At 28.1% G+C, this 23,823-nt stretch carries 24 protein-coding genes; 14 read left to right on the top strand and 10 right to left on the bottom strand.

Annotated elements, in window-relative coordinates:
• Nucleotides 1-14: 14 nt before the first annotated feature.
• The 5 genes from QM495_RS04580 to QM495_RS04560 form a co-directional block, all read right to left on the bottom strand.
• The gene (locus tag QM495_RS04580) at nt 15-2,048 is read right to left on the bottom strand and encodes a DUF349 domain-containing protein (protein ID WP_408670932.1); all 2,034 of its coding nucleotides are present in this window, start codon (nt 2,046-2,048) and stop codon (nt 15-17) included.
• 123 nt (nt 2,049-2,171) lie between these two features.
• A complete protein-coding gene (locus QM495_RS04575; protein ID WP_408670931.1) occupies nt 2,172-2,918 on the bottom strand; it encodes a shikimate dehydrogenase family protein in 747 nt (248 codons plus the stop codon).
• Complete coding sequence (locus QM495_RS04570; protein WP_408670930.1) at nt 2,911-3,933, bottom strand: DUF368 domain-containing protein; 1,023 nt, start codon at nt 3,931-3,933, stop codon at nt 2,911-2,913. Before QM495_RS04570 ends, QM495_RS04575 begins: the two co-directional genes overlap by 8 nt.
• A gap of 10 nt (nt 3,934-3,943) precedes the next feature.
• Nucleotides 3,944-4,870 (bottom strand): DUF368 domain-containing protein, encoded by a 927-nt coding sequence (locus QM495_RS04565; RefSeq protein ID WP_408670929.1) that lies wholly within the window; start codon nt 4,868-4,870, stop codon nt 3,944-3,946.
• A 40-nt stretch (nt 4,871-4,910) separates the two neighbouring features.
• Nucleotides 4,911-6,254: a tetratricopeptide repeat protein gene (locus QM495_RS04560; protein ID WP_408670928.1), complete on the bottom strand. Its 1,344-nt coding sequence runs from the start codon at nt 6,252-6,254 to the stop codon at nt 4,911-4,913.
• 187 nt (nt 6,255-6,441) lie between these two features.
• Here QM495_RS04560 and pyrR point away from each other — a divergent pair, with 187 nt between their 5' ends.
• The 7 genes from pyrR (at nt 6,442) to QM495_RS04525 (ending at nt 11,189) form a co-directional block, all read left to right on the top strand.
• Nucleotides 6,442-6,981, top strand: coding sequence for a bifunctional pyr operon transcriptional regulator/uracil phosphoribosyltransferase PyrR (pyrR, locus tag QM495_RS04555; RefSeq protein ID WP_408671046.1), 540 nt, complete (start codon nt 6,442-6,444; stop codon nt 6,979-6,981).
• A gap of 4 nt (nt 6,982-6,985) precedes the next feature.
• Entirely contained in the window at nt 6,986-7,915 is a 930-nt protein-coding gene (locus tag QM495_RS04550) for an aspartate carbamoyltransferase catalytic subunit (protein ID WP_408670927.1), read from the top strand.
• 4 nt (nt 7,916-7,919) lie between these two features.
• The gene (locus QM495_RS04545; RefSeq protein WP_408670926.1) at nt 7,920-8,252 is read left to right on the top strand and encodes a hypothetical protein; all 333 of its coding nucleotides are present in this window, start codon (nt 7,920-7,922) and stop codon (nt 8,250-8,252) included.
• 18 nt (nt 8,253-8,270) lie between these two features.
• Nucleotides 8,271-8,630: a T9SS type A sorting domain-containing protein gene (locus QM495_RS04540; RefSeq protein ID WP_408670925.1), complete on the top strand. Its 360-nt coding sequence runs from the start codon at nt 8,271-8,273 to the stop codon at nt 8,628-8,630.
• A complete protein-coding gene (locus QM495_RS04535) occupies nt 8,627-9,544 on the top strand; it encodes a ribonuclease Z (protein ID WP_408670924.1) in 918 nt (305 codons plus the stop codon). The genes QM495_RS04540 and QM495_RS04535 overlap by 4 nt, the downstream gene beginning before the upstream one ends.
• 5 nt (nt 9,545-9,549) lie before the next feature.
• Nucleotides 9,550-10,170, top strand: a complete 621-nt coding sequence (locus tag QM495_RS04530) for a class I SAM-dependent methyltransferase (RefSeq protein ID WP_408670923.1) — start codon at nt 9,550-9,552, stop codon at nt 10,168-10,170.
• Nucleotides 10,171-10,232: 62 nt separating this feature from the next.
• Entirely contained in the window at nt 10,233-11,189 is a 957-nt protein-coding gene (locus QM495_RS04525; RefSeq protein WP_408670922.1) for a tRNA-dihydrouridine synthase family protein, read from the top strand.
• Between the two features lie 225 nt (nt 11,190-11,414).
• Here QM495_RS04525 and QM495_RS04520 read toward each other — a convergent pair whose 3' ends face one another.
• Nucleotides 11,415-13,151, bottom strand: a complete 1,737-nt coding sequence (locus QM495_RS04520) for an ABC transporter ATP-binding protein (protein WP_408670921.1) — start codon at nt 13,149-13,151, stop codon at nt 11,415-11,417.
• Nucleotides 13,152-13,346: 195 nt separating this feature from the next.
• Here QM495_RS04520 and QM495_RS04515 point away from each other — a divergent pair, with 195 nt between their 5' ends.
• Together QM495_RS04515 and QM495_RS04510 are read left to right on the top strand one after the other, a co-directional pair.
• Nucleotides 13,347-14,240, top strand: coding sequence for a DnaJ C-terminal domain-containing protein (locus QM495_RS04515; RefSeq protein WP_408670920.1), 894 nt, complete (start codon nt 13,347-13,349; stop codon nt 14,238-14,240).
• Nucleotides 14,237-14,518 (top strand): chaperone modulator CbpM, encoded by a 282-nt coding sequence (locus QM495_RS04510; protein WP_408670919.1) that lies wholly within the window; start codon nt 14,237-14,239, stop codon nt 14,516-14,518. The genes QM495_RS04515 and QM495_RS04510 overlap by 4 nt, the downstream gene beginning before the upstream one ends.
• A gap of 27 nt (nt 14,519-14,545) precedes the next feature.
• Here QM495_RS04510 and QM495_RS04505 read toward each other — a convergent pair whose 3' ends face one another.
• On the bottom strand, nt 14,546-14,908 hold the full coding sequence (locus QM495_RS04505; protein WP_408670918.1) for a CoA-binding protein: 363 nt from the start codon (nt 14,906-14,908) through the stop codon (nt 14,546-14,548).
• A 98-nt stretch (nt 14,909-15,006) separates the two neighbouring features.
• On the opposite strand from QM495_RS04505, the gene QM495_RS04500 reads away from it, so the two are divergent.
• Nucleotides 15,007-15,135 (top strand): hypothetical protein, encoded by a 129-nt coding sequence (locus tag QM495_RS04500; RefSeq protein ID WP_408670917.1) that lies wholly within the window; start codon nt 15,007-15,009, stop codon nt 15,133-15,135.
• Between the two features lie 33 nt (nt 15,136-15,168).
• A complete protein-coding gene (locus QM495_RS04495; protein ID WP_408670916.1) occupies nt 15,169-17,550 on the top strand; it encodes a TonB-dependent receptor domain-containing protein in 2,382 nt (793 codons plus the stop codon).
• Nucleotides 17,551-17,733: 183 nt separating this feature from the next.
• Here QM495_RS04495 and QM495_RS04490 read toward each other — a convergent pair whose 3' ends face one another.
• Together QM495_RS04490 and QM495_RS04485 are read right to left on the bottom strand one after the other, a co-directional pair.
• Nucleotides 17,734-18,741, bottom strand: coding sequence for a 3-oxoacyl-ACP synthase III family protein (locus QM495_RS04490; protein ID WP_408670915.1), 1,008 nt, complete (start codon nt 18,739-18,741; stop codon nt 17,734-17,736).
• A 295-nt stretch (nt 18,742-19,036) separates the two neighbouring features.
• Complete coding sequence (locus QM495_RS04485) at nt 19,037-19,726, bottom strand: nitroreductase family protein (RefSeq protein WP_408670914.1); 690 nt, start codon at nt 19,724-19,726, stop codon at nt 19,037-19,039.
• A gap of 122 nt (nt 19,727-19,848) precedes the next feature.
• Between QM495_RS04485 and htpG the strand changes: the two genes are divergently transcribed.
• The 3 genes from htpG to QM495_RS04470 all read left to right on the top strand — a co-directional run bounded on the left by htpG (nt 19,849) and on the right by QM495_RS04470 (nt 22,948).
• Nucleotides 19,849-21,732, top strand: a complete 1,884-nt coding sequence (gene htpG, locus QM495_RS04480; protein ID WP_408670913.1) for a molecular chaperone HtpG — start codon at nt 19,849-19,851, stop codon at nt 21,730-21,732.
• Between the two features lie 143 nt (nt 21,733-21,875).
• Nucleotides 21,876-22,556 (top strand): hypothetical protein, encoded by a 681-nt coding sequence (locus QM495_RS04475; RefSeq protein ID WP_408670912.1) that lies wholly within the window; start codon nt 21,876-21,878, stop codon nt 22,554-22,556.
• A gap of 8 nt (nt 22,557-22,564) precedes the next feature.
• Nucleotides 22,565-22,948 (top strand): NUDIX hydrolase, encoded by a 384-nt coding sequence (locus tag QM495_RS04470; protein ID WP_408670911.1) that lies wholly within the window; start codon nt 22,565-22,567, stop codon nt 22,946-22,948.
• Between the two features lie 214 nt (nt 22,949-23,162).
• Here QM495_RS04470 and QM495_RS04465 read toward each other — a convergent pair.
• The coding region (locus tag QM495_RS04465) for a hypothetical protein (protein WP_408670910.1) at nt 23,163-23,823 on the bottom strand (661 nt) is incomplete at its 5' end.

Below are 23,823 nucleotides of genomic sequence, written 5' to 3'. Positions count from 1 at the left end.
AGCAGGCTTTTTTTTTAATAATCTAACTTTTTTAAATATTCTAATTTGATTTTCCAAACTTCCAATTTATCTTTATAAACTGAAATATTACCCATCACATTCTTAAGTAATGGATTATCTGGAGACGCATTAGAAATAAATCCAATATTATTTTCTAATTGTTGAATTTCTCTAACCGTTTCATCAATCTTTTTTCTAACAAAAAGTTGTTCACCATTTAATTTGTGGTAATTTTTTTGTTCTAAATAGCTATTTATTAAATTTTCAAATTTAATCATTTCCACCTCTTTGGCATCAATTGAATTTGATTCAACTATTTTATCTATTAGTTTATTAAATTTAACTTCAATGTGCTTCATTTCATAAGGAACTCTACCTAAAGCTCTCCAATTATCCACATAAACTTTAAGATTTTCTAAAGTAATTTCTTCTTTAGAATCTACTGTTTTTTTAATCTCAGCTAAAAGCTCTTTCTTTTTAAGAAACACTTCTAATTCTACCTTATTCCCCGCATCTTGTTCAGAGTGTAGTCTATCAAAATAATGGTTACAAGCATCTTTAAACTCTTTCCACAATTTATCAGAATATTTACGAGGTACGTGACCAATATTTTTCCAATCGGCTTGTATTTTCTTCATTATACCAGTAGCAACATCCCAATCTTCACTATCTTTTAAAGCTATTGCACGTTCAATAAGTAATTTCTTAGCATTTAAATTATCTAATTGTTCTTTTTTTACTTCTTTAAAAAACTTATTTTTTTCTATATTGAATTTTTTAGTAGCATCTTTAAATTTCGCCCAAATTTCGTTACTTTTTCCTCTTGGAACTTGTCCAATACTAAAAAATTTATTTCTTAATTCTTCTATTTCTTTAATACTTTTTTGCCAATCAGATCGGCTTTTATTTTTTGAAGTATCTAAAGAATCAATCTTAGAAATAACTGCTAACTTTTCATCTACATTTTCATCAAATTTAGATCTTAAATCTTTAAAATAATCATGGCGTTTGTCATGTACTTTTTTTGTAGCTGCACTAAAGCGTTCCCAAACTTCTTCTCTATTATCTCTTCCAACAGGACCAATATCTTCTTTCCAAAGTTTATGTAATATTTGAAGTTCATTAAACGCTAAATTAATATCTTCTAATTCGGCTAACTCTTCTGCTTTAACAACTAGCGCTAATTTTTCTTCATAATTATGTTTAAAATCTAAATCACGCAAATCATTACTTAAATGTAATAAATCATAAAAGCGTTCAACATGGTGCTCATAAGTCCTCCAGGTATCATTATATTTTGCTCTTGGAATAGGGCCTATTTCTCTCCATCTATCTTGAATTCCTTTAAACATCTTATACATTGTTTCGCCTTCCGCATTATCAATTAAATGTTTTAAATCTTCAATTAGAGCTAGCTTATTATGAAGATTATCATTTAACTGACTATCTTGTTTCTTATAAAACTCATTCTTTTTAACCTTATAATCATAAAGAATGCTATTGTAATTAGATTTTACTGGATTACTATATTGAAAATCTATCACTTCACCTCCACCTTCAATAAATGTTGCTTTTTCTTTTTTTAATAATTCTCCAAACTTAATGTTAAACGTATTTTTAATAATATTTACATTATTATGAATACTTTGAACCGGATGTTCCTTTACTAATTTGCTTAGTTCCTTAACTAACTCTTCTATATTAAGTTTTTCATAATCAATCATTTCAATCACTTCATGTTCTGTTTTTTCTGAACTTTCTGCAATTTTACTTTCAATTTCATCAATAGCTTTATTTACTGAAGGAGTTTCATCTTCATTTACAACTTCAACTTCCTCATTCTCACCACTTTTTTCAGTAGCTGGTTCTAAAATATTTTCTTCTTTAACTTCGGAAGTTACTTTTTTAACTTCTTCAATTACTTTATTTGATGAAGAAACATCATCTTTAGTTACATTAGTTATTTGGTTTTCTTCTGAGGTTTCAGAATTTTGAGGAGTTAAATTGCTTTCTTCTTCGTTTGGTACTTTTTTACTTTCGTCTAACATATAAAAATGTTTAAGGTTCAATTAATTATTTTCATTAATAATTTATAAACAGTAATCAAATTACTGTCTCAATATAAGATGTATAATCTTATTATAAGTTGCGTAAATTTAAGAATTTCTTTTTTAGGAATTCCATATTTCCCAAGACTTTTCTGCTTGTAATTCAAGCATTTCAAGTCCATTTTTTATGATAGCTCCTCTTTTTTTACCTTCCTTTAAAAATTTAGTTTCGGAAGGATTATAAATTAGGTCAAATAATAAATGTTTATTAGTAATAAACTCATAAGGAATGTTTGGGGTTTCTCCAACGTTTGGAAAGGTTCCTAAAGGTGTACAATTTATTATTATTGTGTATTCCTCCATAATTTGTTGGTTTAAAATAGAGTATAAATACGTGTTTTCTGCGACACTTCTCGAAACAAATTCATATTTTATACCTAATTTAGACAATGCAAAAGCAACTGCTTTTGAAGCGCCTCCAGTACCCAAAATAAGTGCTTTTTTATGATGCTTTAGCAAAAGGGGTTCTAATGATTTTTGAAATCCATAAACATCTGTATTATAACCAATTATTTTATTTTCTTTTGTTATTTTTATGGTGTTGACAGCTCCTATTTTTTGAGCATCTGCATCTATATCATCTAAATATTTAATAATAGATTGCTTATATGGAATTGTAACATTAAATCCTTTAAATTCATCTTCTCGTTGATATATTACAAAAGGAAATTCTTCTATTTCTGGAAGATCATAATTAGTATATCTATAAGAATTTAAACTTAAATTTTTAAACTTCTCAGTAAAATATTTTTTCGAAAAGGAATAGGAAATATTTTTCCCTATCAAACCAAATTTACAACGATTATCCATCAATATATTCTTTACGTTCTGTTCCGTATTTATCTAATAATAATATTATTCCTAAACCAATTAGTATATAAAAAAGAGCAAACCAAGTTTCTTGCTGTGAAAAATCAGGGAAATATCTTTGAAAATTTTCTATCACTTTGTTTCCATTTGCATCAATAAGTGCTTTCCCATTTTCAAATTTATAAACTCCTTCTTTCCAGGGCCATACAATACCTAAAGAACCTGTTATAAATCCAATTATTACTGCTGTAACAATTTGATGCCAGCGCTTTAATACATATCCTAATATATGAGATGTAAATACTAAACCAAATGCTGACCCCCCTGTAAATGATGCTATAATTTTTAAATATCTTATCCGTTCTTGGTTATCAATAAAACTAAAATCTCCTATAAAAATTTCTTCAAAAGTTTTATATAGCATGGTTACAGAATCTACCAATAACAAAACATAATTACCCAATAAAATGAGTATAAATGAACCTGAAAGGCCTGGTAATGTCATTCCTGAGACTCCAATGATTCCACAAGCAAATACAAACCATAAATTGTCATTTTCTTTTGCTGGATCCATAAAGCTTATAGCAATTCCGAGTCCAACCCCAATAGCCATTGAAACAATATTACTCGTACGCCAATCATTAAAGTCTTTTGAAATGTAATAAATGGATCCTAAAATCATTCCGAAAAAAGAACTCCAAACATAAAGTTCATAATGTTGTAATAAATAATCTAGCACAAGTGAAACGCTAAAATAACTAAACATACTCCCTCCAAAAACAAGTAATAAAAATGTAGCATTGGTATAAGCATAAAAACTTTTAAACCTACCGTTAATAAGTAGTAAAAATGCTTTATAATTTATTTTCCGAAAAGAATATATCATTTCTTCATAAAAGCCTAATACAAATGAAACTGTTCCACCAGATACACCGGGAACTTTATTTGCAGCACCCATAGATAATCCTTTTATAAAAAGGAAAAATTTATCTAATATACCACGTTCTCTTGCCATAAATTAAGCTTTAATTATTGCTACTAGCTAATTTTTCTAATAAAATAATAACTGCAAAACCAATTACTGATAAAAGGATTGCATAAAATATTTGAGAATCACCATCAAATGAAAAAGGAGAAATACTTTGTTGGTTAAATGGGACTTCTATTCCGTGAGAATTAGTACGCCAAGTTAACGTTTTTTTCCATGGCCAAATTTTATTGAGTGACCCCAAAATAAAGCCTGTTAATACAGCTAATGTGTAATTTTTGTGATTCTTAAATAACCATTTTAATACTTTTGAAAAAGACAATAAACCTACAATTGCACCCAAAGCCAAAATTGCAATTAACTTAAAATCTTTGTTATGAATTGCTTCTAAAACCGGTTTATAAGCTCCCAGCAAAACCAATATAAAAGCACCTGAAATTCCAGGTAAAATCATAGCACAAATAGCAATTGCACCTGCTAAAAATAAAAATAGAGGTGATGAATTTACTGAAATTAAAGGTTCTAAAGTTGTAATATAGTATGCAATTCCAACCCCAGCTAATAACACAATAATGGTTATTATATTCCACTTTGAAATTTGCTTTCCTATATATAAAATACTTGCTAATACTAATCCAAAAAAGAACGCCCAAACCAAAATTGGTTTATGCTCTAACAACCAAGAAATTATTTTAGCTAATGATATTATACTTATAAAAATACCTATAAGTAATGCTACTAAAAAATTACCATTAATGGCTTTCCAGGCTGCTTTTACACCATTCGTTTTTAGCAATTTTAAAGTTCTAAAATTTACTGAACTAATTGAAGTTAACAATTCTTCATAAATACCTGAAATAAAAGCTATTGTACCTCCAGAAACTCCTGGAACAACATCAGCCGCACCCATGGCCATTCCTTTTAAAGAAATTATAAAATAGTGTTTAAATTTTCGTTGCTGCATTTGTCTTTTAAAAGTTAGATTGACAAATGTAATATTTTTATTATGAAGTTTTTTTGAAATTAGTTATAATGTCTTTCACTTCTTGCATTTTATAAACATCAGGAAATAATTCTTTTAAAGTATATTGATATTCAAAATCTATTTTCAATGCAGCCTTCAAATGCACTGTTCCTTTTTTTAAGTTTTTAAATTTAAAACATAAACCACTTAATCTATATTCAATTTCTGCAAAATCCTTAAAATAAGCCTTTGCTTTCAATAAATTAGATAAAGCATCCTCATATTCTCCAATAAAACACAAAGTATCACATAAACCTAGCCAAATTGTTATATCAAAATCTTGCAACAATATGCATTGTTGAAATGCATGTACAGCTTCTTCAAAAAAATCTAAGTTTAAATTAATTTCAGCATATTTACGCCAGTAAATACTATTTTGCTCATCTATTTCTAAAGCTTTATTAATATAAAAAAGAGCTTTTCTATATTTTTTTTCTTTTAAATATAATTTTGTAATTGCAATCCATCCCTTATCCAATAATGGATCTTCATGAACAGCCTTTTTAAAATACTGAATTGCAAGTGTAGTTTTATCTAATTTTTCGTAGCACTCACCTATTCTTAAAAATACAAATGACGTTGCATCATCTAACTCAAGGGTTATTTTATAATTTTCTATTGCTGCTTTATAATTATTTAACTGTTCTAATGTCTTCGCTTTTTCCAGATAACCTCCAACAAAATACTCATCAATTAAAACGGCATAATCAAACGCCTTTAACGCTTCTTTAAAATTCTCTATAATAAAATATTGCCTTCCTAATTGATGCCAAGCAACTTCACTATAGGGATCTTTATTAATATAATTATTTAAATACTCTATTGCTTCGGTATGTTTATTTTCCATATCAAAGCAGTAAATTACATTATACAGTGATGAGTAATCTTCAAAATCTACTTCTAAACATTTTGCGAAATTTAAACGTGCATTATCAAAATTGTCTAAAAATAAGTATTCCATACCAATCATTGATAAAATATCTGCTTCATCATCAGTATAAGCTAATGCTATTTTTAACAGGTTTATAGCTCCATTATGATCGTTTCTTTTTGAACAAATATTTGCTTGTTGTACGTAAATTTCTTCATTTGTTGGCTCTATCGCCTGTAACTCTTTTAACAAAACAGTAGCTTTATCAATTTCACCATCAAAAATCAAAATTTCAGCCCAAAGTAATTTTAACAGAACAGATTTTGGATGTTGCGCTAAACCTAATTTGATTGCTTTTTTTGCAAGTGAATTTTTACCTAAATCCAAATAATAATGTATAATCTCTTCAAATTCAGCAGAATCAAAAAAGTATACGCTATCAGTTTTGAGCATAGATTCAAATTTTGATAACGAAAGATTATTCTCTTTAGGAGTTAAAGACATACGAAAAAATCTATTTTTATTATAAAATAAAAGTACAAGAACTTTTCAAAGCATTTAAATTTAACTTCTAATGTTTTTAACAAATTAATTAACAAAATGCTGTATATTTGTATTCCAAACAATGTTTGGTATTACCATGAGTAAAAAAACACTACTTAACTCTAAAGAAATTGATATTATTTTACATCGATTAGCTTGTCAGTTAATTGAGAATCATCACCATTTTGAAAACACTGTTCTTATTGGAATTCAACCAAGAGGTATTTTTTTAGCGGAACGTTTAGTTGCTATTTTACAAACAGAATATTCGGTTTCTAATGTGAGGTTAGGACATTTAGATATTACTTTTTATAGAGATGATTTTAGACGGAGAGAAGCTCCATTAGAAGCAAATAAAACTCAAATAGATTTTATAGTTGAAGATAAAAAAGTTGTTTTTATTGATGATGTTCTGTATTCCGGAAGAAGTATTAGAGCAGCTTTAACAGCCATTCAATCTTTTGGCAGACCTTCAAATATTGAACTTTTAGTGTTAATAGATAGAAGATTTAGCCGTCATTTACCAATTCAACCCGATTATACAGGAAGACAAGTAGATGTTATAAATGAAGAAAAAGTAATCGTGAATTGGAGAGAAAAAGACACTAAAGATTCGGTATATATTATAAATAATTAATTATATGAGCCAGTTAAGCGTACAACACCTTTTAGGTATAAAACATTTAAATAAAGCTGATATTAATTTAATTTTTAAAACAGCCGACCATTTTAAAGAAGTAATTAACAGACCTATTAAAAAAGTACCATCTCTTAGAGATATTACTATTGCTAATTTGTTTTTTGAAAACAGTACACGGACTAAACTTTCATTTGAATTAGCTGAAAAAAGACTTTCAGCTGACATTATTAATTTTTCAGCAAGTCAATCTTCGGTAAAAAAAGGGGAAACTTTAATTGATACTGCAAACAATATTTTATCAATGAAAGTTGACATTATTGTGATGAGACATCCCAATGTAGGTGCTTGTGATTTTTTATCAAAACATGTAAATGCTAAAATTGTAAATGCAGGTGATGGCACTCATGAACATCCAACCCAAGCCTTATTAGATTCCTACTCTATTCGAGAAAAGCTAGAAAACGTTGAAGATAAAAAAATAGTAATTATTGGTGATATTTTACATTCTAGGGTAGCACTTTCAAACATTTACGCATTAAAATTACAGGGGGCTGAAGTTAAAGTTTGTGGCCCCAAAACTTTAATTCCTAAATATATTGAAAGTTTAGGTGTTGGCATTGAATACAATATTAAAAAAGCGTTAGATTGGTGCGATGTTGCCAATGTTTTAAGAGTGCAAAACGAACGTATGGATATTAATTATTTTCCATCAACTAGAGAATATTCTCAACTATTTGGAATTAATAAAAAACTATTAAAATCGCTGCATAAAAAAATTATAATTATGCATCCAGGCCCTATTAATAGAGGTGTAGAAATATCAAGTGATGTTGCAGATTCTGATCAATCTATCATTTTAAATCAAGTTGAAAATGGAGTTGCCATTCGTATGGCTGTAATTTATTTATTAGCACAACAAATAAAACAGTAGAAGCATGTTAATTTCAAAAACAAAAAATTACACCCAAATAAAATTAAATGAAGAATCAGTAACTGAATTTTTTAATAAATTTAAAAAACGTTATTCAGAATTTATAGGTGAACATATAATTATTGATTTTTCAGAAATATTTAACACTAAAATTGAAGAATTAATCTTATTTTTGAATTTTAGTGTACAACATAAAGAAAATGGCACAAGTTTTGTGCTTATTTCTGAAGGAATTAATATAGATAAAATACCTGATGAAATTAACGTAGTACCAACATTAACAGAAGCTATAGACATTCTTGAAATGGATGCTATTGAAAGAGATTTAGGATTTTAAAACAACGTTTGCATATTGATGAAAAAACTACTTTTAATTACTTTTTTATTGTTTTACTCATTTTCTTTTGCGCAGCAAAATGAAAAAGAGTTTACAATTATTAAAAAAAGTAAATTACAAAGTACGTTATCATCTGTTTCTGCGTATCCAAACCCATTTAATGTAGCCACAAAAATTAAATTTCAATCTACAAAAGCTCAAAAAATAGAATTTACTGTAAAAAATCTATTAGGAAAAACTGTATATTTTGAGCAATTTAATGCTAAAACCGGCAACAACACAATCCCATTCAATCGTTACAATTTAATTAAAGGAATGTACATTTATACACTTCAAGCTGAAAATGACATCATTTCAAAAAGGCTTGTCATTAGATGAGTTTAAAGCTTACAATTTTAGGCTGTCATTCTGCTTCACCAAGAGTAAACGCTCATCCAACTTCTCAATTTTTAGAAATTAAAAATCATAATTTTTTAATTGATTGTGGAGAAGGAACTCAAGTACAATTAAGAAGATACAGCATAAAATTTTCTAAAATAAAACATATTTTTATTTCACATTTACACGGTGACCATATATTTGGTTTGGTTGGATTAATTTCTACATTTAGGCTATTAAACAGAGAATCTGAATTACATATTTACGCTCCTAAAGGGTTAAAAGAAATAATTACATTACAATTGAAACTTTCGAACTCTTGGACAAATTACCCTTTATTATTTCATGAACTCACTTCAAAAAAAAGTGAGCTTATTTTTGAAGATGAGAAAGTTGAAGTATACACAATTCCTCTAAACCATAGAATTTACACAAACGGATTTTTATTTAAAGAAAAAATAGGAGAACGAAAATTAAAAATGGAAAACATACATAAATATGATGAAATTAAAATTTGTGACTACCAAAATCTTAAAAATGGTAGAGATTTTATGTTAGAAGATGGAACAGTTCTTGAAAATAAAAATTTAACTACAGATCCTTCAAAACCAAAAAGCTATGCATTTTGTAGTGATACTTCCTATTTCCCTGAAATAGTACCCATTATAAAAAATACAACTTGTTTATACCACGAAACAACCTTTTTAAATGACCGTGAAAAGTTAGCACTAAAAACAAAACATTCAACGGCCTTACAGGCTGCAAATATTGCAAAGCAAGCAAATATAAAACAGCTAATTATTGGGCATTATAGTGGGAGATATAAAAATATAAATGATTTTGAAACTGAAGCTAAACAAGTTTTTAAAAATACTCTTTTGGGTGAAGCTGGGAAAGTTTTTGAAATAAAATAACATCTATGAAACACTTTGATAAACAAGCTATAAATTGGGATAAAAGCCCAACGAAAGTAGAACGTGCTGAAATTTTCGCAAAAGAGATTATTAAATTCATCAAACCAAAATCAACTGATACTGCTTTAGAATTTGGTTGTGGAACTGGTTTACTAAGCTATCAATTAAAAGATGCTTTTAAAACAATTACACTTGCTGATAATTCAGAAGGAATGATAGAAGTTTTAAAAGAAAAAGTTAAAAATAAATCTCTTAACAATTTTAAACCGCTACTTGTAGATTTACTCAAAGAAGATTTAGATATTGGTACATTTAATGTGATTTATTCATTAATGACAGTACACCACATACTTGATTTAAACAAAGTTGCCAACATATTTCATTCTTTATTAAAAACTGATGGCTACTTATGTATTGCAGATTTAGTTCAAGAAGATGGTTCTTTCCATACAAATCATCCTAATTTTGATGGTCATAATGGTTTTGACAAAGAAAAATTAAGTCATCTTTTAATAAACAATGGTTTTAGTATTGAATATTACACTATTAGCTATGTGATAGAAAAAGAGTTAGAAGATAACATTAGAAAATATCCTTTATTTTTAATGATTTGCAAAAAAATATAAGTCGATAAACAAAATAGAGTTATCATTTTAAAGTATACTATATTTACATAATTGCAAAATATATGAAGTACACATTACTCTCGTCACCGCTACAAGGATTTACCGATTTTAGGTTTAGAAATGCTTTTAATAACTTATTTGGTGGTATTGACACTTTTTATTCCCCTTATATAAGATTGAACGGAAAACGCACAATTAAACCTGCTTACCAACGTGATATTTTACCTGAAAATAATGTTGATTTAGACGTAATTCCTCAAATAATAACTAATAATGCCGATGAATTTTTATTTGTAGCCAATTATGTTCAACAATTGGGTTATAAGGAATTAAATTGGAATTTAGGTTGTCCGTATCCAATGGTTACAAAATGTGGTATGGGATCTGGACTAATAAATGACCGTGCAAAAATTAACGAAATTCTTACCAAAGTTCATTTAAAGTCAGATATTATAGTATCTATGAAAATGCGCTTGGGGTATGAAAACAGTGAAGAAATTTTAAAGGTTTTACCAGTTCTTGATACTTTTCCGCTTAAAAATATTGCCATACACGCCCGTATTGGGAAACAACTGTACAAAGGTGGTGTAGATTTAAATGCTTTTCAACAATGTATTGAAACTACAAAACATAAATTATATTACAATGGCGATATTACTTCGGTAGCTAAATTTCATAAAATGCAAGAACTTTTCCCTACTATAGATCATTGGATGATTGGTAGAGGTTTAATTTCAGATCCCTTTTTACCAAGTATGATAAAAAATAATACCACTAAATATCCTGAAAACAAACTTGAGCTTTTTAGTGAATTTCATAACACACTTTATCAACAATATGGAGAATCTCTCTTTGGAACAAATCATCTTCTATTAAAAATGTATCATTTATGGGAATATTTTTCAATACAATTTTCAAATCCACGTAAAACATTAAAAAAGATTAAAAAAGCGAAAAACATAAGAGCCTATGAAGCTGCTGTAAAGGAAATTTTAAATTCTGAAATGCAATCTCAATGAAAAAAAAGAGCATCAAAATGTAAAGAGTTTGATACTTTAATAGAGGTATTAGATAATTTACATCTTTCAGGAGCTTTATTAGATATTTTTAAAGAAGAGCCACTGCCTACCATCATTTTGAAAGCATTCTAACATTCAAATTACACTGCATGTAGCGAATTTAACAAATGTAAAATGTGCTATAAATCAAATATTAAAAAATAGAGTTTCACTAAAAAAAGGGTATTAAATTCTACTTTGATACGTATATAAATCGTAATATCTTCCTTTTTTTGCTATTAGTTCATTGTGCTTGCCACGTTCTACAATATTTCCTTCTTCAATCACCAAAATTTGATCAGCTTTTTGAATAGTGCTTAATCTGTGAGCAATTACAAATGTAGTTCTGTCTTTCATTAATTCTTGTAAACTTTTTTGAATAAAAGATTCACTTTCTGTATCTAAATTTGAAGTAGCCTCATCTAAAATTATAATTTTTGGGTTTGCCAACAATGCTCTAGCAATTGATATTCGCTGGCGTTGCCCTCCAGATAATTTTACACCACGTTCACCAATTACGGTATTTAAACCTTCATCAAATCTATCTGTAAATTCATTAACATACGCACCTTTTACAGCTTTCAGTAATTCATCTTCTGAAGCATTTGGGCGTGGGAATAAAATATTTTCTCGGATAGTTCCTTCATATAAAAAATCATCTTGCAACACAACACCTAACTGACTTCTAAAACTACTTAAATTTACTGAGCTTAAATCAATACCATCAATACTAATCATTCCTTTTGAAGGGTTTAAAAACGTTGCTGCTAAACCTGCAATAGTAGATTTCCCTGAACCAGATGAACCCACCAAAGCAATAACACTTCCCGAAGGAGCTTCAAATGAAATATTATGCAGCACTTCTTTACTCTCTTCATAAGAAAAAGAAACATTTTTAAATAATATATCTCCTTTAATAGCTTCTAAATGAACAGTTCTAACATCAGGATTATCTTCTTCGGTCATATTCATTAATTCTTGAGTACGGTCTAAACCTGCCATCGCTTCCGTTAACTGACTTCCAATATTACTCATTTGAACAATTGGCGCAATCATAAACCCTAAAAACAAGGTAAATGAAATAAACTCACCATACGTCATAGTATGTTGCATAATAAAGTAACCGCCAATTCCCATAATTCCTGCAGAAGCTAGCCCTAATAAAAATGTTGAAGAACTAGTAATTAAAGCTGTAGCTGTTAAACTCTTTTTAACATTTAAAAACAACTTTTCAACACCATTTTCAAAAGTTTTATTCTCTTGTTGTTCAGCATTAAAACCTTTAATTACTCTTACACCATTTAATGTCTCAGTTAATCTTCCTGTTACTTCAGCATTAATTTTTCCACGCGCTCTAAAAATAGGACGAATATATCCAAAAGCTTTCAATGCTATAATTGCAAAAATTGATACAGGAACTAATACAAAAAATGTCATTAAAGCATTTATTTTTATTAAAATAATTAATGAAATAATCGCTGTAAACGAACCACCAACCAATTGTACCAAACCAGTACCCACCAAATTACGCACACCTTCAACATCAGTCATTACACGAGAAACCAATGCGCCTGATTTATTGTTATCGAAAAAACTAATAGGTAAAGTGAGTAATTTTTTTTGAACTTTCGCTCTTAAAAGCGATATTAAATGTTGTGCTTCTACACTTAACAACCGTGTTAATGAAAAGGAACTTACTGCTTGTAAAAAAATGGCTACACAAACAATTATTAATAATGTTGTTAACGCCTTAATATCTTGTGCTGGAATTACATCATCAATTAAATTTTTACTAGCATACGGTAAAACCAACCCTGCTAAACTTCTAATAATTATTAGAATAATCCCAATTAAGACTATTTTTTTTCTTGGCCAAATAAATTCTTTAAATGCCCAATAAAACGAAACTTTATTTTTTTTCATAAGTAAATATAGTCGAATTTCAAGCCAAAAAACTTTAAATGACAATTCGGCAGAAAATAACTTGATGAAGTTTACCTAATTTATTCTTTTAAAATTAAATTTATAAATATCAAAACAAATATGAATATAAACACCTTAATTAATAATATTTAATCCGTAACTTTAAATTCGGTTGTATATTCAAAAAATAATAAAATGGCTTTTATAGACTATTATAAAATATTAGGTATTGAAAAAAATGCTACAGAGAACGAAATAAAAAAGGCATATCGAAAATTAGCAAGAAAGTACCATCCAGATTTAAATCCAAATGATAAAAATACTGAAAAAAAATTTAAAGAAATTAATGAAGCAAATGAAGTATTAAGTCATAAAGAAAATCGTAAAAAATACGATAAGTATGGAAAAGATTGGGAACATGCTGAACATTTTGAGAAAGCAGAAAAACAACAACAATACCAACGGAATACTCAACAAAGTAATTATTATAATTTTTCAGGTGGTGATTATTCTGATTTTTTTGAATCTATGTTTGGAGGAAGAGCTTCAAGACAAAAAAGTGGCAGTGTAAAATTTAGAGGACACGATTACAATGCCGAATTAAATTTAAACTTGGATGATGTTTATAAAACACACAAACGCACTTTAACAGTTAACAGCAAAAACATCCGGCTTACCATTCCTGCTGGAGTAAAAAACGGGCAAATTATAAAAATTAAAGGTCACGGTGGTGAAGGAATAAATGGAGGTCCAAAAGGTGATTTAATTATTAAATTTTCCATTAACAATAATACGAAGTTTAAATTAGATAAAAATAATTTATATACAACTGTAGATTTAGATTTGTACAAAGCGCTATTAGGTGGCGATCTTACAATAGATACTTTTGATGGGAAAGTAAAATTAAAAATAAAACCTGAAACTCAAAACGGAACAAAAATTAAATTAAAAGGAAAAGGCTTTCCTATTTATAAAAAAGAAGGCTCCTTTGGTGATTTATACATTACGTATCAAATAGTTATACCTACAAAACTTACCCAAAAAGAAAAAAAACTATTTACAGAACTTTCTAAATTAAGAATGTTATGAGCAAAAAAAACTTTATACTTGTAAACAACTTATGTAAACACTATAATGTTGAAATGTCATTTTTTAATAGTTTAAATGAATTTGGGTTAATTGAAATTATTTCAGTTGAAGGATCTCAATATATTCATTATGATAAAATTATTGATGTTGAAAAAATAATCCGAATACATCAGGAATTAAACGTTAATTTAGAGGGAATAGATGTTGTGTTTAATTTACTAAATAAAATAGAAGAATTACAAAATGAGTTAATCATTACTAAAAATAGATTATTGTGAAATAAACAATTTAATGCATTCTATTTATTAATACTCCCCAATACTTAACAACACCAAAGTACAAGCCCGTTCAAAAGTAATATTATTCTTGGTTAATAATTGCTCAAAGAATGGGTTTTCAGTTCCTGGATTAAACAACACTCTTTTAGGGTTTAATTCAATAATATACTTGTAATATTCCTCTTGATTTTTAGCATTTAAATAGATTGAAATTGTATCAATATTTTTAAACAAAATTTTCTCTTTATAAATTTTCACTCCTTCCACTTCTCCCTCTTTTCTTCCTATAGCACTAACAATATGCTTACTATCTACTAGCCTTTGTATAGCTAAATATGAATATCTATTTGGATTTGTTGATGCTCCTAAAACTATCGTTTTTCTAATCATTTGTTAAAATTAGTTAAAGTATGTTAAACAGCGTAACATATTTTCTTATACATAGTCTTTTAAGCATAACAAATATTACAACTTTAAAATAACTAATTATGAAATCAATAATAACACAAAACAGCAAAACAACAAATTCAACCTTTGAATTAATGTCAAATAATAAACGTACTAATTGGAATAACCGAAGACGATATTCAAACCTTATTCAATTTAAATTTATTTAATATTTCAATCAATAATTAACTCTAAATAAACTAATGAAAAATTTAATTTTAATTTTTAGCATCTTATTTTCAATAACCATTTCAGCACAACTTCCTTCAAACAACAATTTAAAAACTGGAGTAGTTTTTGGGAAAGTAATTGATGCTACTTCAAATGAGGCTTTACCATATGTAAGTATCATTATTAAAGATGCAACCAATAAAATTAGTACAGGAGGAATTACAGATAATCATGGAAATTTTAATATAAAAAATATACCGGAAGGTAAAAATAGTATTGAAATTCAATTTATAGGTTATAAAACAGAGCAACAACTAATTACAATTACAAGAGGAAATTCTAGAATTGATTTAGGTACAATTCTTTTAAAAGAAGAAACCTCAAAATTAGATGAGGTTGTTATTATTGCGGAAACATCAACAGTAACACAAAAAATTGACAGAAAAGTAATAAATGTTGGAAAAGATTTAACTTCGGCTGGTACAACTGCTTCTGAATTATTAAACAATGTACAATCTGTATCTGTTGATAGTCAAACTGGAAATATAAGTTTACGAGGAAATGAAAATGTACGTGTACTTGTTGATGGAAAGCCAACAAACATTGATGCTTCACAGCTATTAAAACAAATACCATCTACTTCAATAAAAAGTATTGAATTAATTACAAATCCTTCAGCAAAATACAACCCTGAAGGTATGAGTGGGATTATAAACATTGTATTACATAAAAATGCAAATTTAGGATTCAATGGTTCTGTAAACACTGGGCTTACTATGGGTGAAAATAATAGATTTAATGGTTCTTTAGATATGAATTTAAGAACAGGAAAAATAAATTTTTTTGCTAATTATGGCTTAAATGATGGGAAAAGTGAAAACTATGGAAAGGTTACCAGAACTGATAATAACAATATTCAAGATTTTTTATTTTTAGAAGACAGAACTTCTCACCTTCTAAAAATTGGTACTGACGTATATCTAAACGATAAAAATACATTCTCATTTTATACTATCCAAAATAAATCAAATAAAACCTTTAATGGAAACACAAAAGTATCATACGGAACTACTTTAGATACAAATAGTCCAATGCTTGTTGAAGGTGAAACTAATTCTGAAACTTATAATTTTAATTACACTTTAGATTTTGAAAAGAAAGGTCACAATTTAGAATTAGAAGCTAATTTTTCAAATTCAGATGCTCCAGAAAATGCTTTTTACAATGAAACTTTAAACCCTTCAAATCTTTATTTAAATTATAATGATGTTATTATAAATGATAGAAGCAATACTTTATTAAATATAGATTACACAAATCCTATTTCAGAAAATTCAAAATTAGAATTAGGTGCTGAATTTAGAGTAAACGATACAAAAAACAATAGAGTTACTACACAATTTGATATCGATAATTCTTCATTTAGTTATGACAGAAATATTTATTCTGGTTATGTAAACTTCAATCAAAAAATTGATAAATTATCTATGCAGTTAGGAGCTCGGTTTGAACAATATGAAGTTGAAGGTACTTTTACAAAAGGATTAGAAACAGCTAATTATTCTGATGAAATATTTTCTGTATATCCTTCAGCATTTTTTACATATAATCCTTCTGAAAAAAATCAGTACCAATTAAGTTATAGCCGAAGAGTTGATAGACCTTCAATTAGCCAAGTAAACCCAATTAGAGAGTGGAGTACACCTCAAATAACATCTGTGGGTAATCCTAATTTAAAACCTCAGTTTACAAATTCATTTGAGTTAAACTACACGAGACAATACAAAAAAGGTACTTTTACTTTTGGAACTTTTTACAGAAGAGTAAATGATAATATTACACGCGTTTTAAATAAAGATCCATTTGATGAAAACAATGTTGAAATATCATACTCAAATACAGAAAGCAATAACCGTTATGGTGTTGAATTATCTAGCAATCATAAGTTTGCAAACTGGTGGAGAGTGAATGCAAGCTTTGATTTATATACTCAAAAAGAAAGTGGCATTGCAAATGGAGAACAACTTGAAATTACAAATAATTCACTAAATTTTAGAGTAAGCAATAACTTTAAAGCAACTAAAAACTTACGTTTTCAATTATTTGCAATGTATAGAGGTGGTGGAGAATCTATACAATTTAAAGTAGATCCAATGTGGATGATAAATACTGGCGCAAGTTTAAATGTCTTAAAAGGAAAAGGAACGGTAAGCTTTAGAGTTAATGATATTTTTGAAGGTATGAAATTTAAATTCGAATCTGAAAATCCATATCCATTTAATGGACAATTTAACTGGGAAAGTAGAACTGCTTATGTTGGTTTTATGTACCGTTTTGGTGGGGGGGAAAACAAAGCCAAAAGACGTAAATCAAGAGATAATAATGAAGCTCAAGGAAGTGGTGGATTTATCTAAAATTATTTAATTAACTAATTTTTAACATAATACGTGTAACAAAACTATAAAAATCTCGTCTATACAATAAAGAAATCATTAAGGGTTCTCATTATTAAATTTTATAAATTTAAAAAAAGCCTTTAAAAAAGCCTCAAAACTTGCATTTTTGGGGCTTTTATATTTTAATATAAATAAAGTTATTTACCAACGAATAATTATGCTTCCCCAAGTAAATCCACTACCAAAAGCTGCTAACACAACTAGATCATTATCTTTAACTTTCCCTTTCTCCCAAGCTTCTGTTAATGCAATTACAATAGAAGCAGCAGTTGTGTTACCATACTTCATTATGTTATTGTAAATCTGATCATCCGTTAATTTAAATTTCCTTTGTACAAATTGAGAAATACGTAAATTAGCTTGATGTGGAATTAGCATATCAATATCTGAAGCATCTAAATTATTAGTTTTTAACCCTTCTATAATTGCTTCAGAAAAACGAACCACCGCATGCTTAAATACAAATGTACCATTCATATAAGGGTAATACGATTCATCATTTTCATCATTTTCAGCAATTAATGCAGGTACCCAATGTTTAATACTAGGAGATTCTACTATTAATTCTTTTGCATGTTTTCCTTCAGAATGTAAATGAGTAGATAAAATACCTTTTGTATTATCTTCTGTTCTTGACAGTACTGCTGCTCCTGCTCCATCTCCAAAAATTACTGAAACACCTCTACCTCGTGTAGTTTTATCTAAACCTCCAGAGTGAAATTCAGCACCAACAACCAATACATTTTTATACATCCCTGTTTTAATAAACTGATCGGCTACAGACATTGCGTAAATAAATCCAGAACATTGGTTTCTAACATCTAATGCACCAACAGTTCTTAAATCTAACATTTCTTGTAATTGTACTCCGCATCCCGGAAAATAATAATCAGGGCTTAGTGTTGCAAACACAATAAAATCAATATCATCTTTTGTTAATCCAGCTCTTTCAATAGCAATTCGAGATGCTTTAGCTCCCATAACAGCGGAGGTATCCTCACTCCCATCTTTTATCCACCTTCTCTCCTTTATCCCAGTTCTTTCCTGAATCCATTCATCATTTGTAGCCATCATTTTTGACAAATCATCATTTGTTACAACAGTATCAGGAACATAAAAACCAAGTCCAGTTATCTTCGAATTATACATATATTATTATTATTATTTTATTATTTGTTTCAAACATACTAAAATTAGAATGTATTTACAACTATAATAGTTACAGCAATCCTTTTGAATTACTATTAGTTCTAATTGTTTTTATAAATTTAGTAAAATTTAAATTAATTCATTTTATATTTTATTAGAAAACTAAACTTCGATATTTTGGTATATTTATGGAAGCATTTATTAAATTAACTCAACCAATACTATTAAAGAATCTGTATTACATTTGCTTTGTGAGCAATATTAATGGTTAGAAACAGCTTTAAGCTACTTTTTTTTAATAAATATTCATTATTTTATCAATAGATTTTCGTTGAATATCTGGTACATAAGCTTTTTCAGCTTCATAGCCTACTGGCAACAACAAAAATGCTCTTTCGTTAGTTGGCCTATCTAATATTTTTTCTAAAAATCGCATTGGGCTAGGTGTATGTGTTAATGTTACTAACCCTGCATTATGAATTGCCGAAATTAAAAAACCACAAGCTAAACCAACCGACTCATTGACATAATAATTTTGATGCTTTGTCCCATCACTATTAATTTCATAAGGTCGTTTAAATACTATAATTAAATAGGGTGCAATTTCTAAAAATGGTTTATCAGCATCAGTACCTAAATGTTTTAAATCATCCAACCATTCATCACTCATTCTATTATTATAACTTTTACGTTCTTCTTCTTCCGCTGCAGTTCTAATTTGTTGCTTTATTTTTAAACTTTCAACAATACAAAATGTCCAAGGTTGTTTGTTTGCACCCGAAGGTGCAGTTGAAGCCGATTTTATAATATTTTCAATTATTTCTTTCGGAACTGGTTTATTTGAAAAATGCCTCACAGATCTACGTTTATTCATAAATTTAAAATAACTGTTAGACCTTTTTATCATTTCATTCTCAGGATAACTTTCTTGAATATGTCTAATATGTTTAAAACCATCAACTAAAATAAAATCGTCTTTTTTCATCAGTATAAATTAAGATTTTAAAAATAATCAATTAAAAATTTATGTCATAATGGCACAAAAATAAGTTTGGTATTTTTTTTGACTATTAAAAACCATAAAATTAAATTAAAAAAATTAGATATATGGCAACTGGAAATATAAATGTAACAGCTGAAAATATTTTTCCCATTATAAAAAAATTCTTGTATTCTGACCACGAAATATTTTTACGTGAATTAATTTCAAATGCAACTGATGCAACTTTAAAATTAAAACACTTATCCACTTTAGGAGAAGTTAAAGGCGATATAGGAAACCCTATTATTGAAGTTATTGTTGATAAGGAGAAAAAAGAAATTCGAATTATTGACCAAGGTGTTGGTATGACAGGTGAAGAGGTTGAAAAATACATTAATCAAGTGGCTTTTTCTGGCGCTGAAGAATTTGTTGAAAAATATAAAGATACTGAGACTGGAATTATTGGCCATTTTGGCTTAGGTTTCTATTCTTCATTTATGGTAGCTGGTAAAGTTGAAATTTTTACAAAATCTTTTGCTAAAGATTCAAAAGCTGTTCGTTGGGAATGTGATGGAAGTCCACAATATACTTTAGAAGAAACTGATAGAACTAAAAGAGGGACTGAAATAGTATTGCATATTGATGACGATTCTACCGAATTTTTAGAAGACGCTAAAATCACCGAACTTTTAAATAAATACAACAAGTTTATGCCAATTCCAATTAAATTTGGAACACGCACAGAAACATTACCTTTAGCTGATGACGCACCTAAAGATGCTAAAGCTGAAGAAATTACGGTTGATAATATTGTAAACAACCCTAATCCAGCTTGGACAAAAAGTCCAACCGATTTAAAAGATGGAGATTACAAAGCTTTTTATCGTGAATTGTACCCAATGCAATTTGAAGAGCCTTTATTCAACATCCATTTAAATGTTGATTATCCGTTTAATTTAACCGGTATTTTATATTTTCCTGTATTAAAGAATAATATAGATCCTCAAAAAGATAGAATTCAACTATATCAAAACCAGGTATTTGTGACCGATAATGTTGAAGGAATTGTACCTGATTTTTTACAAATGTTACGCGGTGTAATTGATTCTCCAGATATTCCTTTAAACGTTTCTCGTTCTTATTTACAAGCTGATGGTGCTGTTAAAAAAATAGCAAGTTACATTACACGTAAAGTAGCTGATAAACTAATTAGTCTTTTCAAAAATGACCGTAAAGCATTTGAAGAAAAATGGGACGATATTAAAATTATTATTGAGTACGGAATGCTTTCTGAAGAAAAATTCTTCGAAAAATCTGACAAATTTGCACTATACCCAACAGTTGACAAGCAATATTTTACTTTTTCTGAATTAGAAGAAAAAATTAAACCAATTCAAACAGATAAAGATGATAAATTAGTAATCCTTTACGCTTCTGATGAAAAAGCACAACATAGCTATATTGATGCTGCCAAAGAAAAAGGATATGAAGTATTATTATTAGATTCTCCTATTGTTTCTCATTTCATTCAAAAATTAGAAGGAAGTAAAGAAAACATTCAATTTGTTAGAGTTGATTCAGATCATATTGATAATTTGATAAAAAAGGATGAAGATAAAATCAGTAAACTTTCTGATAAAGAAAAAGAAACTTTAAAACCAATAATTGAAAAAGTAATTCCTAAAGAAACTTATACAGTTCAATTAGAAGCTATGGATTCTAAAGCTAATCCATTTATTATAACACAACCTGAGTTTATGCGTAGAATGAAAGAAATGCAAGCTACAGGTGGTGGTGGAATGATGGGAATGGGTAATTTCCCTGAAATGTACAACTTGGTAATTAATACAAATAATGATTTAGTTGGTGAGATTTTAAATACCAAAACTAAAAAGAAACAAGACCGTTTAATTCAACAAGCTTTTGATTTAGCAAAACTATCTCAAGGATTATTACAAGGTGAAGAATTAACAAACTTTATAAAACGAAGTTTTCAAATGGTAAAATAAAATTAGTTCAAAAAATAGTTTAACAAACAATTAATAAAAAGCCTCAATTAGTATTGAGGCTTTTTTTGTTATTTTTACCATATAAAAAAACTACTTTTTAAGAGTTGGCATTTTTTTTGAGGATATAGAATTTAAATATTACAATGAATACATCGTTAAAATCACTTTTTATAATTTTACTAATTAGTTTTAGTTCAGCAACTTCATTTTCTCAAAGTGATACAACTAAAACTATTATAAAGGAAAAGAGCATAATTAGTGAAATTTCAACTACAGGTAATTACAAACTTAAAGCTACAACTAAAGTAACACCTAACTCAAACTTCAAACTTCAAATTGATAAAAAGCTAAATACTGCCGCTATTGATAAAAATTTAGAGCAAAATAAATCTAAAAACCATAATTTTTTATTAGAAGAACTGCCTGAAGACCAGGATATTATTGGTAAAAAATATTGGAAAGGTAAAGATGTAACTCATAAAAGATTAGAGAGTAATTTAAGCTTAGGAACTGTTAATAGTAGTACTGAAACTGTGAGAATTGAATGCCGAGATCATAGTTATGTTGATGGTGATAGAATTAGATTGTATTTAAATGAAAAAATTATAAGTGATAATATTGGCTTAAAAAGTAATTATTATGTGTACTATATTAACTTAGAAAAAGGTTATAATAGAATTGATTTTCAAGCTTTAAACCAAGGATTTTCAGGGCCAAATACTGCAGAATTAAGAGTATATGATGATAAAGGAAATTTAATTTCAGCAAAAGAATGGAACCTTCCAACTGGTGCTACTGCAACATTAGGTATTATTAAAAATTAAAATTCTTTATGATTTTAGCTGCATCGGGAATTATTTTACAAAATAAAAAAATACTGTTACTTCAACGTTCTCATTACACAAAAAACTATCCTGAATTTTGGGGTTGCCCTGGTGGAAGAGCCGAACCAAATGAAACTGCCGAGCAAAATGTAATCAGAGAAGTAAAAGAAGAATGTAATTTAAATTTTACACCATCAGCAATTTTAAAAACTGGTGTTTGGCAAAACAGAAATTACTATCGCTTTTTAGGAGAATGGAACGGCGAAATTAAAATACAAGAACTCGAAGTTTTAGCTTATAATTGGTTCTCTTATCATGAAGCTATAAAACTAAAATTATCCTTTGATTATAAAGAAGTTATAGAATTACTTTATAAAAATAAATTATTATAATCTGTTACGCATTACTATAAAATTACATCAGGTTACGTGAAATTCTGAAAGAATTTAGTATCGAAATCCAGTAATTTCCGTATATAAAAACAGAGTTTTAAGCCAATTTTAATTAATTATTCTATACTTACGTTGGTTAAAATAAAGCAGTTAAATACCAAACTTAAAATTTGACACTTAACTGCTGTTTTCTTGATTAGCCCGAATTCCTTATTTAATTTACAGGAACCAATTCAGTTCCTCCTCCAGTTGTACTTGGAAGTACATCAAACAATCTATATTTCCAATCGCTACAACCACATTCATTAATTGCTTTAACTCCAATGTTTAATTGCCCACTTTGATATGGTTTAACATCTTTATAAGCAGAATCACTGTAATTTCTAACTTGACTATTAGGTATTAGCCATTCAAAAGTAAAATTAAAAGGTTCATTAACATCATATACTACTACAGAATAATTAGCCTTTAATTTTGTCCATTGTCCTATATATAAATTATAAGAGCCTATTTTTTGAATGGTTAATCCATTTGTATGGCTAGGCAAACCTACCAAAATACCTTTGGTAGGTTCAAAACTTGAATTAGGAATACTAACACTAATAAGCCCAGCATTTTCTAAATTTGTTGTGCTTGGAGCAATTGTAATGGTATTGTAGTTTTGTGAAATTATTTGTAAGTTAGAAGAAACACTCCAATTAATTGTTCCAATACAAGGGTGAGAGGGTATATTTACACTATATGTTTTTGTTTGATTACCACAAATTACTGAGTCTCCTGTTATATAAACATTTGCAAAAGAAGGTGCACCAATATTAATATTTTTTGTAAACGGTGCAGTTTGTCCACAAGAATTTTGCACAGTTGCAGTTATA

The sequence above is a fragment of the Lutibacter sp. genome, from assembly GCF_046055765.1.
In the GTDB taxonomy this organism is placed as follows: domain Bacteria; phylum Bacteroidota; class Bacteroidia; order Flavobacteriales; family Flavobacteriaceae; genus Lutibacter.
The sequence above is the reverse complement of the archived record's forward strand: the minus strand, read 5'-3'. Positions and strand labels throughout refer to the sequence as shown.

What these genes read in the sequence shown, in the direction of transcription:
- QM495_RS04580 (WP_408670932.1), bottom strand. Translation starts at nt 2,048, where the DNA reads ATGTTAGACGAAAGTAAAAAAGTACCAAACGAAGAAGAAAGCAATTTA.
- QM495_RS04575 (WP_408670931.1), bottom strand. Translation starts at nt 2,918, where the DNA reads ATGGATAATCGTTGTAAATTTGGTTTGATAGGGAAAAATATTTCCTAT.
- QM495_RS04570 (WP_408670930.1), bottom strand. Translation starts at nt 3,933, where the DNA reads ATGGCAAGAGAACGTGGTATATTAGATAAATTTTTCCTTTTTATAAAA.
- QM495_RS04565 (WP_408670929.1), bottom strand. Translation starts at nt 4,870, where the DNA reads ATGCAGCAACGAAAATTTAAACACTATTTTATAATTTCTTTAAAAGGA.
- QM495_RS04560 (WP_408670928.1), bottom strand. Translation starts at nt 6,254, where the DNA reads ATGCTCAAAACTGATAGCGTATACTTTTTTGATTCTGCTGAATTTGAA.
- pyrR (WP_408671046.1), top strand. Translation starts at nt 6,442, where the DNA reads ATGAGTAAAAAAACACTACTTAACTCTAAAGAAATTGATATTATTTTA.
- QM495_RS04550 (WP_408670927.1), top strand. Translation starts at nt 6,986, where the DNA reads ATGAGCCAGTTAAGCGTACAACACCTTTTAGGTATAAAACATTTAAAT.
- QM495_RS04545 (WP_408670926.1), top strand. Translation starts at nt 7,920, where the DNA reads ATGTTAATTTCAAAAACAAAAAATTACACCCAAATAAAATTAAATGAA.
- QM495_RS04540 (WP_408670925.1), top strand. Translation starts at nt 8,271, where the DNA reads ATGAAAAAACTACTTTTAATTACTTTTTTATTGTTTTACTCATTTTCT.
- QM495_RS04535 (WP_408670924.1), top strand. Translation starts at nt 8,627, where the DNA reads ATGAGTTTAAAGCTTACAATTTTAGGCTGTCATTCTGCTTCACCAAGA.
- QM495_RS04530 (WP_408670923.1), top strand. Translation starts at nt 9,550, where the DNA reads ATGAAACACTTTGATAAACAAGCTATAAATTGGGATAAAAGCCCAACG.
- QM495_RS04525 (WP_408670922.1), top strand. Translation starts at nt 10,233, where the DNA reads ATGAAGTACACATTACTCTCGTCACCGCTACAAGGATTTACCGATTTT.
- QM495_RS04520 (WP_408670921.1), bottom strand. Translation starts at nt 13,151, where the DNA reads ATGAAAAAAAATAAAGTTTCGTTTTATTGGGCATTTAAAGAATTTATT.
- QM495_RS04515 (WP_408670920.1), top strand. Translation starts at nt 13,347, where the DNA reads ATGGCTTTTATAGACTATTATAAAATATTAGGTATTGAAAAAAATGCT.
- QM495_RS04510 (WP_408670919.1), top strand. Translation starts at nt 14,237, where the DNA reads ATGAGCAAAAAAAACTTTATACTTGTAAACAACTTATGTAAACACTAT.
- QM495_RS04505 (WP_408670918.1), bottom strand. Translation starts at nt 14,908, where the DNA reads ATGATTAGAAAAACGATAGTTTTAGGAGCATCAACAAATCCAAATAGA.
- QM495_RS04500 (WP_408670917.1), top strand. Translation starts at nt 15,007, where the DNA reads ATGAAATCAATAATAACACAAAACAGCAAAACAACAAATTCAACCTTT.
- QM495_RS04495 (WP_408670916.1), top strand. Translation starts at nt 15,169, where the DNA reads ATGAAAAATTTAATTTTAATTTTTAGCATCTTATTTTCAATAACCATT.
- QM495_RS04490 (WP_408670915.1), bottom strand. Translation starts at nt 18,741, where the DNA reads ATGTATAATTCGAAGATAACTGGACTTGGTTTTTATGTTCCTGATACT.
- QM495_RS04485 (WP_408670914.1), bottom strand. Translation starts at nt 19,726, where the DNA reads ATGAAAAAAGACGATTTTATTTTAGTTGATGGTTTTAAACATATTAGA.
- htpG (WP_408670913.1), top strand. Translation starts at nt 19,849, where the DNA reads ATGGCAACTGGAAATATAAATGTAACAGCTGAAAATATTTTTCCCATT.
- QM495_RS04475 (WP_408670912.1), top strand. Translation starts at nt 21,876, where the DNA reads ATGAATACATCGTTAAAATCACTTTTTATAATTTTACTAATTAGTTTT.
- QM495_RS04470 (WP_408670911.1), top strand. Translation starts at nt 22,565, where the DNA reads ATGATTTTAGCTGCATCGGGAATTATTTTACAAAATAAAAAAATACTG.